The organism is Salinisphaera sp. RV14 (assembly GCF_052044135.1).
Taxonomy (GTDB): domain Bacteria; phylum Pseudomonadota; class Gammaproteobacteria; order Nevskiales; family Salinisphaeraceae; genus Salinisphaera.
Window position 1 is genome coordinate 15,374 of the sequence record NZ_JBQDYF010000023.1, and the last position, 12,135, is coordinate 27,508.

The 12,135-nt window shown below is 64.7% G+C and carries 8 protein-coding genes; 1 reads left to right on the plus strand and 7 read right to left on the minus strand.

Features of this window, described 5'->3' with window-relative positions; all coding sequences use genetic code 11:
* Positions 1-73: 73 nt before the first annotated feature.
* The 6 genes from ACS8Y6_RS16295 to ACS8Y6_RS16320 form a co-directional block, all read right to left on the minus strand.
* Complete coding sequence (locus ACS8Y6_RS16295; RefSeq protein WP_440856025.1) at positions 74-676, minus strand: DedA family protein; 603 nt, start codon at positions 674-676, stop codon at positions 74-76.
* Between the two features lie 216 nt (positions 677-892).
* Positions 893-3,940 carry an efflux RND transporter permease subunit gene (locus tag ACS8Y6_RS16300; protein WP_440856026.1) on the minus strand — a complete coding sequence of 1,016 codons (3,048 nt, stop codon included), beginning with the start codon at positions 3,938-3,940 and terminating at the stop codon, positions 893-895.
* Entirely contained in the window at positions 3,941-4,996 is a 1,056-nt protein-coding gene (locus ACS8Y6_RS16305; RefSeq protein WP_440856027.1) for an efflux RND transporter periplasmic adaptor subunit, read from the minus strand.
* A gap of 181 nt (positions 4,997-5,177) precedes the next feature.
* Positions 5,178-6,584 carry a heavy metal sensor histidine kinase gene (locus ACS8Y6_RS16310; RefSeq protein ID WP_440856028.1) on the minus strand — a complete coding sequence of 469 codons (1,407 nt, stop codon included), beginning with the start codon at positions 6,582-6,584 and terminating at the stop codon, positions 5,178-5,180.
* Complete coding sequence (locus ACS8Y6_RS16315) at positions 6,585-7,265, minus strand: response regulator (protein WP_440849088.1); 681 nt, start codon at positions 7,263-7,265, stop codon at positions 6,585-6,587.
* Between the two features lie 228 nt (positions 7,266-7,493).
* A complete protein-coding gene (locus ACS8Y6_RS16320) occupies positions 7,494-7,685 on the minus strand; it encodes a hypothetical protein (protein WP_440856029.1) in 192 nt (63 codons plus the stop codon).
* Between the two features lie 72 nt (positions 7,686-7,757).
* Between ACS8Y6_RS16320 and ACS8Y6_RS16325 the strand changes: the two genes are divergently transcribed.
* Complete coding sequence (locus ACS8Y6_RS16325) at positions 7,758-10,802, plus strand: efflux RND transporter permease subunit (RefSeq protein WP_440856030.1); 3,045 nt, start codon at positions 7,758-7,760, stop codon at positions 10,800-10,802.
* A 142-nt stretch (positions 10,803-10,944) separates the two neighbouring features.
* On the opposite strand, the gene ACS8Y6_RS16330 is transcribed toward ACS8Y6_RS16325, so the two are convergent.
* Positions 10,945-11,577 (minus strand): cation transporter, encoded by a 633-nt coding sequence (locus tag ACS8Y6_RS16330; RefSeq protein WP_440856031.1) that lies wholly within the window; start codon positions 11,575-11,577, stop codon positions 10,945-10,947.
* Positions 11,578-12,135 lie beyond the last annotated feature (558 nt).

Below are 12,135 nucleotides of genomic sequence, written 5' to 3' on the forward strand. Positions count from 1 at the left end.
AACGCTGGCACAAGCGGCCTGCATCGACATCCCACATGCCGCGATTCGGCATGTCGTTGGGTGCGAACGCACGCTAACCTCGACTGGCGGGACGCTTAAAGCGCCAATACAGATAGCCCGCAGCCCCGAGAACACCAAGACCGGCCGCGACATAGAGCGCGATCGGCCCGGCGGCATCGATGAAATGCCGAAACTGCTTGCCGAACCAGTACACGCCGAAGCCCCAGACGCCGACCCATAACGCGGCGCCGATGGCGTTATAGAGGGTAAACATCGGCGCCGGCATCGAGCCCACACCCGCGACGATGCCGTTGAGCTGTCGCAGGCCGAACACGAACCGTGCGAAAACCACGATCGCTCGACCGTAACGTGCAAAGAAACGCTCGACACGGGCCAACCGTTGCTCGGTGATACCGACCCGCGCGCCATGCCGCAGCACGAGCCTGCGGCCACCGAGACGGCCGACCGCATATCCGATGTTGTCGCCCAGAACCGCGCCGGCCCAGGCCGCGAGCAGTAACCCGACAATCGACAGCTTGCCCTGCGAGGCCAGCAATGCCGCCGAGACCAGCGCGGTTTCGCCGGGCGCCAGCAGAATACCGAAATCCTCGACCAGTACGATCACGAATACGGCCCAAGGCCCGTATTGGCTGATCATCGACGTGATATGCGACATGCGGTACCTGTGATTTCGGCGGTTAACGCCGCCCTGAAGCCTACCGGCACGGCAACGCCTCGACGCGTCTGCCTACGGCACTATCTGATGGCTACGCCGGTCAACAAAAACACCGGCCTCATGGTCGTTGCAATAGACTGGACCCGGCAGGCCTGGGTGAACGGCCTCGCCCCCGGCGAACGAAAGTCATTTTGCCGTTCCCCGGGCATCCCTGCTTCAGGCTGCCTGCTTTTGTCGTCGAGACAGATACAGCGCCGGAATGAGATTGGTCGTCAGCAGCGCGCTCCAGATCATGCCGCCAAGAATCACGATGGCCAGGCCTTGCTCGGGTGCGGCGCCCTGCCCCCAGCCGAGTGCGGTTGGCAACATGCCGAGCACGGCAGTCAGCGTGGTCAACACGATCGGCCGAAAACGCACCCGCACTGCCTCACGCACGGCCTCCGCCACCGGCTGCCCGGCCGCTTCGTTCCGTCGTATTCGAAACAGCAAGACGATGCCGTGATTCAGGCTCAAACCGAGCAGGGCCAGAAACGCCACCAGCCCGGTCGCGTTCAGGCCGACGCCGCTGAGCACCAGCGCCAGTACGCCGCCTGTGAATGCCAGCGGGATCTGCAGTAACAGCAATCCGGGTGCCAGCAGCCCGTCGAACTGGATGATCAGGATCCCGACCATGAGCACGAATGCGGCGATCGCTGCGATGCCGATGCCGATCGCCGCGTGCATGAGTTTGGGATACAGCCCGCCGAAGCCGATGCGATAACCCGGCGGTAGATGCAGGCCCTGGATCGCTTTTCTGGCGCCCGAGACCGCGCTGCCGAGCGACCCGGTCGGCGTGGCGAGAATATCCAGCGCCCGGGCGCCGTCGACATGGCGCAGTTGGTTGGGCGCATTGATCAGCTTGAGTTGGGCGAGCTGGCCGAGCGGGGTCCAGCCGTGGCGGGTATGGATCGGCAATTGCCGCAGGCCCGCTAACGAGAGATCCGGGGCTTGCGCCAGTCGGACGTAGAGATCAAGGGGCACATTGCCGTCGGGAATCTGGGCGACCGTGTCGCCGGTCAGCAGGGGATCGATCTGGGCATAGAGGGTGCTCGGGGTCAGGCCGTAGGCAGTCATCGCGCCGGGTTTGGGCTTGAGTTGCAGCTGCGGGATGGGGTAGCTGTCGTTATTGAAAATGGAAGTCAGGCTCGGTACGTGGCGCAGTCGTGCCCCGATTTTCTTCGACAGCGAGCGCAGCTTGCTGATGTCGTGGCCGAACACGCGCAGAACAAACGGTTGCGGCAAACCCGACAGGCTTTCACCGAGACGTTCGATGGTGGGCGTGTCGATCGCCATCTCGACGCCCGGGATCCGGCCCTCCTTGAGCAGACGCTGACCGAGTTGGTTGAGGCTGTTCACGCCGATGCCCGGCTTGAGTACCGTTTGGATTTCACCCGCGTATCCCGGCTCGGTATAGGCCGTGGCCGACGCCGATCCGATTCGCGCATAGGTATGCGCCACGGCCGGATCGGCGCGCAGGCGCTGGGTAATGGTGTCCACTGCGGCCTCGGTCTGATGCAGGCTGGTGCCCGGCGGCAAGGAAAAACCGATGAGCATGTCCCCTTCGTTGGGCAGCGGCAGGAAATTGACCGACACCAACACCAGGCCGGCGGCGCTGATGAGCAACAGGGCGACACAGCCCGCCAGGCTCGCGCGCGGGAAGCGGGTGACCCGACCGAACAGCCGTTCGTTGAGGCCTTGCAGGCGGTCGAGCGCACGGGCCGCCGCGGTCGGCCGCATCCGCGGGCGGGCCCCAATGAAGCCCAGCCCGAGCGGAATCACGGTCAGGGAAATGAACAGTGAGGCGCCAATTGCCAGCGCCATGGCCAGCGCGAACGGAATGAAGAACAAGCCCGCCAGGCCGCCGACGAACAGCAGCGGCAGGAACACGGAGACCGTGGTCAGGCTGCCGCTGATATCGGGACTGGCGATATCGGCCAGCCCCTGGCGTATGCCCGCCCAGTGGGAATCACCGGCTTCCCAGCGATGATAGATCGCCTCCAGCACGATAATCCCGTCATCGGCCAACAGACCCACAGCCACTGACAGCGCGCCCAGTGTCAACAGGTTCAGGCTTTCGCCGAACGCATAGAGCCCGGCGATGCCCAGCAGCAGCGACAACGGGATACTCAGCGCCAGCGCCCAGATGCCGCGTCCAGCGCCCAGGATCCAGAACAGCACCAGGATCGCCAGCGCTGCGCCGATGACCAGGTTCCGGCCCAGATCCGAACCGATCAGGCCCACGAGATGGCCCTGATTGTAGATGCGCACCCAGTGCACGCCGTGCGGGAGTTGCCCGAGCGTCTGTTTCAGCTTGGCTTGCACCGCCCGGTCGACGGGCTGGGTGGAAGCACCGGGTTGTTTGAACACGGTGAGTGCGATACTCGCCCGACCATCCAGCTTGATCGCGTTCCGGGTCGGCTCGGGGGCACGCTCGACATGCGCCAGATCGTGCAAGGCCACCGGACCGTGCCGGGTCTGGACCGGTATCTGCCGCAGCGCCGCCGCATGGCGCGGCAGGTTGCGCGCCTCGATCAGCACGTGCTGGTGGCCGGCGTGGATATACCCGCCCGAGCGCAGCAGGACGTGCTGTTTCAAGGCCGCAGTCAGGGCCGTCACCGGGACCCCGTAATGATGCATTGCCGGGAGATCGGGCTGGACCCATAGCGCGTCGTGCCCGGTTCCGTAGACCTCGACGCGCTGGACGCCGGGCAGTGCCCGCAGGGCCGGCTCGATGCTCGCCCGGATGGCGCGTTGTACCGCCACCGGCGCCACGCCGGCCGGAATCTGTGCCGCGTAGTCGGCGACTTCGTTGATGGCGTTGCCCATGAGTTCCGCGTACGGATGTGCAGCGGCGGGCAGCTGGCCGCGAACGCGGTCGATCGCGCTATATACGGCTTGCAGATCCTGTTGCGGATGGGTGTCGGCGGTAAAGCGCACGGTGGTCTGGACTTCCCCGTGGCCCATTCTCGAACGCAGGCTCGCCAGATGGTGCAAGGCCAGAATCTGGCCTTCGATCGGTCGCGTGATCTGGGCCTCCAATTCCTGCGCGGTGGCGCCGGGATCGCGGGTGATGATGCTGATCTGCGGATAGTCGAAACGGGGCAACACCTCGACCGGAATATGCAGCCAGGCATAGACGCCGTAGACGATCAGCGCGCCGAACAACAATACCCACGGCAAAGGCCGCGCGAGCACGCGCCGGATTGACGACATCAGCGGACTCATTCAGCCGGGCTTCTGATAGTGCTGTGAGAAATGACGATGGAACGTCAGATAGGCGTGGTCGACGACCACCCGCGTACCGGCGGATAAGCCGCGGGTAATCAAAGTGTCGTCGCCGCGGCTGGGACCTAACGTCACGCGTTGCCGTCGATCGCCTTTCGGGGTCTTGATCAACACCCACCAGTGGGTTCGATACAAGATCAACGCGCGGGTCGGTACCATCACGCCTGTTTCGTGGGCGCCACTCAGCACGACCGTGCCGGCTTCGCCGCTGATCCAGCGGTTGTTTTTCGCAGGCGAGCGCAAACCCACCGGGCGGCCGCCGTCCGCGTCGGCCACGGCGAGAATACGCGCCACCCGCACGGGGATCGGCTTGCCGCCATCGGCCGGCATGAACTGCCCCTGCATACCGACGTGCACGGCCGCGGCGCGCGCGCCGTAATAGATGGCCTTCAGCCACAGGCCATGGGTCGGCTGGACCGTCAACACTGTCTGCCCGGCCGCGACGCGCTCGCCATTGGCGACCGCGACCGCCGTCACCGTGCCGGTGGCCGGGGCCCGCAGCACGGCGTTTTTCTTGACGGCCTGGAACGCGGCCTGGGCGGCGGACAGCTGTGCCCTGGCCTGCGCGAGGGCAGCCTGTGCGTTATACAGGTCTTGGCGGGTGCTCAGGTGGGCCGCGCGTTTTTTCTGCGTGATCGCCAGGGTGTGCCGGGCCGCCCCCAGTTTTGCCTTGGCCGTCGCCACCGCCGTGCGCCGCTGTTCCAGCAGCGCCTGGATTTCCGGGCCTTTTAATTTGCCGAGCGCCGCGCCGGCGGTGACGTGCTGGCCCGGATCGATATTCAAACCGGCGATCTGCCCGGTCTGCGCGGACTGCAGCCGAGCCTGCGCAATCGGCACGACCTCGGCATAGGCCGTCAGATCACGCGTGACCGTGCGCGATTGTGCAGTGACCGTGCCCGGCGGCGCGCTCCAGGCCGGGGCACAGCACAACAGTGCCGCCAGGCCCAGAAGACGCGCCGCGCGGAACCCAACCATGGGGCGAGCGAGCATAGACATGGCGGCCAGTCTGACAAGCCGACCTGTCATTCACCTGACATGCCAATAACATTTTTGTCAGGTTCGCCGCACCCGTGCCGTGCCGCCCAGCGAACCTCAGGGTTCAGAACAGGATGGGATGCCGGATCGGAGCGACGCCATCACCCGGGGACGGCCTGTATTCCCTGCGGCACCGCCGTCATCAAGCCGCCGGCCAGGTCAGCGACACGGTCGTGCCCTGCGCCAGATCGCTCTCGATCGATACGCGGCCGTTGTGCAGTTTCATGATCGAATCGACGATGGCCAGACCGAGACCGCTGCCCTGAATCGAATCCGTGCGCGACTCATCCGCGCGATAGAAGCGGTCGAACACCCGATGCAGATGTTCGGGCGCGATACCGCTGCCATTGTCGATCACCCGAATGGCAGCGGTCTCACCCGGCACCACCTCCACAACGATCCGGCCGCCGGCCGGCGTATGCCGGATCGCATTGGCCACCAGATTGGCCACGGCGCGGCGCAGCAAGTCGTCGTCGCCATGCGCCCGCGCCGCACCTCGTGCATGCAAGGCCACACCCTGTTGTTCGGCCAGCGGCGCATAATATTCGACCACCGATGCCGCGATTTCATCGAGCGCGATCGCCTTGTGCAGATGCGGCGCCCGATCCTGCTCCGCGCGGGCCAGAAACAGCAGGCTATCCACGATGCGTTCGAGGCGCAGCGTTTCCTCGAGCATGGATTCGACGGTGCGACGGTAATCCTGCTCATCTCGGGTACGCGACAAGGCGATTTCGGCCTCGTTGCGCAAATTGCCGAGCGGGGTGCGCAGCTCATGGGCCACATCGGCCGAAAACTGGCGCAGCCGCTCGAACGAACGGGCCAGGCGATCGAGCACGCGATCCAGCGTGTCGGCCAACCCGCTGATTTCGCGTGGCCACGATTGCTGTCTGAGCGCGTCTCGATTCGGCTGCTCGATGGAAAGATTCGCCACGACACGGCTCAGCGCCCGCATGGGGGCCAGCCCTTTTCGCGCCGCGACAATGCTCAACAAAACCGCCAATAACGTGCCGACCGCCAATACGACGATCAGCATATTCCGATAGTCCGCCAGCACCGCCCGATCATGGGCGACGTTCATGGCGAGCTGTAGTATCACCGGCTGGCCGGTGGTCGCGTTCGCCCCGAGATCGATTGCGGCCAGCAGGTAATGTCCCCGCCGGTTGACCCGGGCGATTCGCGGCCCGTTGGTGAACTGACGATACGGTTGCGCCGCCGGAAAGTCTGTTCCGGGCAGATGCGCCGCCATGCCGGGCGTTTCCCCAAGCACTTTGCTCTGCGCGAGTAACAGACGGGCTTCGTAGTCTCGAAAGCGGGTGGATTCGGTCTCGGTATGGATCTCCTTGACCAGCCGCCGGGTGCGGTGGCCATCGTCGGCCAGATCGGCGTGCAGCTCGTGCACCTTGGCGATCAGGAACTGGCTATCTTCGTAATTGAAGCTGTGAACGAGATAGAAATACAGCGCCACGCCGCAGACCGACAATACGGCCAGGGTCGAGGCCGCATACAACAGGCTCAGTCGCAGCGTTATGGATCGCGGCAGCGACACCATTCAGTGCCGCAACTCGAGCAGATACCCCACGCCGCGCACGGTATGGATCAAACGATCCGTGAACGGGACATCCACTTTGGAACGAAGACGCGCCACCGCCACGTCGATCACATTCATGTCGAGATCACTGCCGAACTTCATTTCCCAGATCTTTTCGGCGATCACGGCCCGACTGACCACCTGGCCGGCCCGGCCCGCGAGCAGGGTCAGCAGGGAAAACTCCTTCGGCGTCAAACGCAGCGTCTGGTCGGCACGGGCCGCATGCCGGCGTATCGGGTCGACCACCAGGTCGCCGATGACGAAACGCTCCGGCTTGATCTGGTCGCCGCGCCGCGCAATGGCACGCAACCGTGCCACGAGTTCGCTGAAGGCAAAGGGTTTGACCAGATAGTCGTCGGCGCCCAGATCCAGGCCGCGGACCCGGTCCGATACCTCGTCGCGCGCGGTCAGCAACAACACCGGCAGATGGTCATTCGCATCACGCAACGCCGCGAGCACGGACCAGCCATCGCGACGCGGCAGCATCAAATCCAGAATGGCCGCGTCGTATTCCTCACTGAACAGCCATTCCAGGGCCTGCTCACCGTCCGCGGCAAGGTCCACCACATGCCCGGCTTCGGACAGCCCCGTCCGCAGCAGGTGCCCCGTCTTGGCATCGTCTTCAGCGATGAGTATGCGCATGCGTCATTGACTGCCATCGATCATCCATACCACCCGCAACGCGGAGCGAGGCGGGTCACTGGGCAGGATGGCCGTCCGGATAGGCCGTTACCCGCACCCCCGCAGGATACCGGCGTTTTCGCGCCGTGCGGCATTGCGGCCGTGGGCCGCACTTGAGGCCGGCACGTACACGCGCCACACGGCGATGCGGCTACCATACCCGGTTCGCGGTGCGCCGCCGGACACCGCTCATGCCGTGCCCGGTCGTCCGCCGCGATAGTAACCCAGCACAAAACAGCTGAAAATCAGTTGTTTTTTGACGGCTTCGCGGCCGATGCCCGCGGCGATCATATGTTCGTGTCCGGCCCAGCGGGGTGGGTCCGGCGCATTCATGCTCGGACCGGGATCGGGAACAAGCGCCTGGCGCGCGTCGAACGCCATCTGACGGGGGGGAGCGGTGGTTATCCAGGGCAATCACGAGCGCTCGGATGGTAGGGAGATGGGGAGCTCTTCATGAATTTCGCTACTTGGGTCCAGAGCCACCGCCGCTCGGTTCTTTTTCTGCTGGCGTTGTTGGCGCTGAGCGGGGCCGCCAGTCTTTTCCAGTTGCCGGCGGCGCTGTTTCCACAGGTGGCCTTCCCGCGGGTCCGGGTATCGCTGGATGCCGGCGCGCGTCCGGCGCAGGAGATGATGCTGCGCGTCACGCGCCCGGTCGAACGCGCGGTTCGCGCCGTACCCGGGGTACGCGCCGTGCGCTCGACGACCAGCCGCGGCAGCACCGATATCTCGATCGATTTCGATTGGGGCCACGACATGGTCAACGCGCTGTTGCAGGTGGAATCGGCGATCAACCAGATCAAGTCCGGCCTGCCGGCGGGCACGCACTTCACCGCGAAACGCATGTACCCGTCCAACTATACCGGCGTTATCGCGTATAGCCTGACCTCGGCCGATGTCAGCCAGATCAAACTGCGCGATCTGGCGAAGTATCAGATGGCGCCTTTTCTATCCAGCGTGTCCGGGGTGGCCAAGGTCACCGTACAGGGCGGCGATGTGGCGGAATACCGGGTGAACGTGGAGCCGGCGCGGCTCAATGCGCTCGGCCTTTCCATCGGCGATGTGGCCCGGGCGCTGTCGGCATCGAACGTGCTCACGGCGGTCGGGCGTGTACAGGATCACTACAAACTGTATCTCGAGGTTTCCGACACCCGGTTCCAGAGCCTGGAACAAATCCGCCACACGGTGCTCAGGAGCGGCAGTGACGGCCAGGTACAGCTCGAAGACGTCGCCCGGGTGCGTCGGGCAACCGCACCCAAATACACCCGTTTTACCGCCGACGGCAAACAGGCCGTGCTGGTGAATGTCTACCAGCAGCCCGGCGCGAGCGTGATCAAACTCTCGCGCGACCTCGCGGCGCGATTGAAACAGTTTCAACCGCAGATCCCGGCGGGGGTAAAACTGCATCAGTGGTACGACCAGAGCCAGCTGGTCAGCGTTTCCCGAAGCAGCGTCGTCGAGGCGATTGTCATCGGCATCATCCTGGCCGCCGTCGTGCTGCTGGTGTTCCTGCGCAGCTGGAAGATCACGCTGGTCGCGATCATTGCGGTGCCGGCCGTGCTGGCGGCGACCATGCTGGCGCTGTACACGCTCGGCATGACGCTCAATATCATGACGCTGGGCGGCATGGCGGCTGCGGTCGGCCTGATCATTGACGACGTGATCGTGATGATCGAGCAGGTGGTGCGTCGGGTGCAGGAAACAGGCGAACACGGCATCGAGCGCGTGCTCGCCGCCGCCCGCGAGTTCACCCATCCGCAGATCGGCTCCTCGGCCTCCACCATCATCATCTTCCTGCCGCTGGCGTTTCTAAGCGGTGTGACCGGCGCATTCTTCAAGGCGCTGTCGCTGACGATGGCGGTCGCCCTGTTCATCTCGTTTCTGGTGGCGTGGCTGGTGGTGCCCCTGCTCGCCGACTTCATGCTGGGCCCCAGGGATACCGAGCGCGAGAAGCTCGGCTGGATCACGCGCCGGGTCAACCGCGGCTATACCAAGCTCATGGTGCGGCTGTTACGGCGCCCCGCATGGGTACTGGCCGGCCTGGTACCGCTGCTGGTACTCGCCTATGTCGCGTTTTCCAACGTCGGCTCGGGCTTCATGCCCACCATGGACGAAGGCGGGTTCACGCTCGATTACCGCTCGGCGCCCGGTACATCGCTGGCCGAAACCAACCGTCTGATGATGCAGGTGGCCGAGATATTGAAGAAAAACCCGTATGTGCAAACCTGGTCGCGGCGCCAGGGGGCGCAGTTGGGCGGCGCCATGACCACGACCAATTCCGGCGACCTGTTCGCACGGCTCACGCCGTTACCACGCCCCTCGACGGAAGCGGTGATGGCCCAGGTTCGCCAGGCGATCCAGCAACAGGTGCCGGGCCTGGACATCGATTTGTATCAGCTCATCGAGGACGAAATCGGCGATCTCACCTCGGTGCCCGAACCCATCGATATCCGGCTGTTCGGCAACGATGAGAGCCAGCTGCGCCGGGTCGCCGGCCGAGTGGCGCAGGCCATCGGCAAGGTCAACGGCGTTGTGGGTGTCAAGGACGGGGTCGTGATCGCCGGTGCGGCGTTGACGATTCACGTCGACCGGATCAAGGCCGCCGTCGAGGGATTGTCACCCCGGGCCGTCACCCAGCAGTTGCAAGCCTATCTGAGCGGCGTCGTCACGACGCAGGTGCGCAAGGGCGTCAAGTTCGTCGGCGTGCGGGTCTGGATACCGAAAAACCAGCGCGACCAGGTGAACACAATTGGCAAGATGCTGCTGCGGGCACCGGACGGCCACCTCGTCCCCTTGGCACGGGTGGCCAACGTGCGGATCGTTTCCGGCCAGCCGCAACTGACCCGCTACAACCTCAAGAGCGACGTGGCGGTGACCGCCCGCATCAGCGGACGCTCCCTGGGCTCGACCGTGGCCGATGTCAAGCAGGTGCTGCAGAAACCGGACCTTATTCCCGACAGCGTTTACTATCAACTTGGCGGGCTGTACAAGCAGCAGCAACAGGCCTTCAAGGGCCTGATCACGGTCTTTGTGGCCGCGGTGGCATTGATATTCCTGCTGCTGCTGTTTCTCTATGAGCGTTTCCGCGTGGCGCTGGCGATTCTGATCCAGCCGCTACTGGCTGCCAGCGCGGTATTCATCGGCCTCTGGGTCACCGGCGTCGAACTCAATATCACCGCCATGATGGGCATGACCATGGTCATCGGCATCGTCACCGAAATCGCGATCTTCTACTTCTCGGAGCTACGCCTGATCAGGAATGATCTGCCCCTGGCCTGGAACCTGATCCGCGCCGGGCGCAACCGGATGCGGCCGATCGTGATGAGCGCACTGGCCTTCGCACTGGCGCTGATGCCGCTGGCATTCGGGCTGGGCCAGGGGTCGGGCATGCAGCGCCCGTTGGCCATCGCCATCATCTCCGGTCTGCTGGTGCAGATTCCGCTGGTGCTGCTATTCCTGCCCGTGCTCTATAAACTGCTTGCCGGGCGTTCGTCGCGTTGATGGGCCGGCATCGCCCGACAGACGCCCCACGCTTGCGAGCCCGGGGCGCGACGAACGCGGTGTCGCCCTGCCCTTCGGCGGACACTCGCCTGGGCGCGGCGCGGCCCCGCGCGAACCGCCGACAACCCCGGCATGTGGCGGACTATGCGTTCGTCGCTGATTGCGATTGCAGCTCGACCCAGGCCTCGCGCAGCATCCCGATGGCCGTATAGGCAAACAACAGCACGACCAACGCGCCCACGATCCAATCAGGCCACGGCACACCCACCGCGAGCACCAGAACGCCCGCGCCGATGGTCGCGGCATTGCCGATGGCATCGTTGCGCGTGCACAGCCACATCGCCCGCATATTGATATCTTCATGGCGATAGCGCAGCAACAGACCGGCGGCGGCCAGGTTTGCCACCAGCGCCACGGCGCCCATGCCGATCATGACAGCCGCGACCGGCAAGGCGCCGATCACGATCTGGTGAATCAATTGGGCACCGATGCCGGCCGCAAGTACCAGTTCGATGAAGGCGTTCGTGAATCCGGCGCGGGCACGGGCACGAAGCGTGCGGTTGAGCGCGAACAATCCGATCCCCAGGCCCACGGCGTCGATCAGCATATCGACCGAATCGGCCTGTAGCGCGCTCGAGTGCCCCCAGAGCCCGACACTCATCTCGGCGACGAACATGAACGCATTGATGACCAACGCCACAATCAGGGCGCGTCGTTGGGCGCCGGACGCCTGGCTCAGGTCGCCAGCGTTACAGCCGCAGCAGCTATCGGTCATGATTGCCTGTCTCGCTCGTTGAGGGCGGGGCCGTGCACACGGTAGTCGCCAATGCGAGTGATAACAACAGCAGCGCGCCGCGCCGTATGGCGCGCAAGGATATGGCCCCGTGCCGGCCGGGCTCGCGCCATGGATTGGCGGCAATTTTTCGTGCCCGGCGCGGCACCGGGGGACGCCGTATCGATGAGCGCAGCCCCGTGCTTCGTTCGACAGACATACACCGCAATGAGCCGCCATGCGGAATACTGCCTAGTCCATTAGTCCATTGCATTTTCACGACAATTGTAACCTGGGGGCGCACGCGGCACAGTGGAAGCTGCATTGGAACGCTGCAGGCATTTTTTGCCACCAACGCGTCATGCATGGGTCGCGTCCGGCGAGGCCGTCTTTCTCATGCCCCGCGAACCCGGTTCTTGCCCGCATCGACAGGACCGTGCCGCACGCACTCGAGCTTCATCACGTTGAAAACGGTCACAACAGCCCAGGCGCGCCGCCCGCGCATTTCGTCGGGGCCGGACGATGGCCAGCCGGTGACCCGGCCGAGGCCGATCCCTCAAG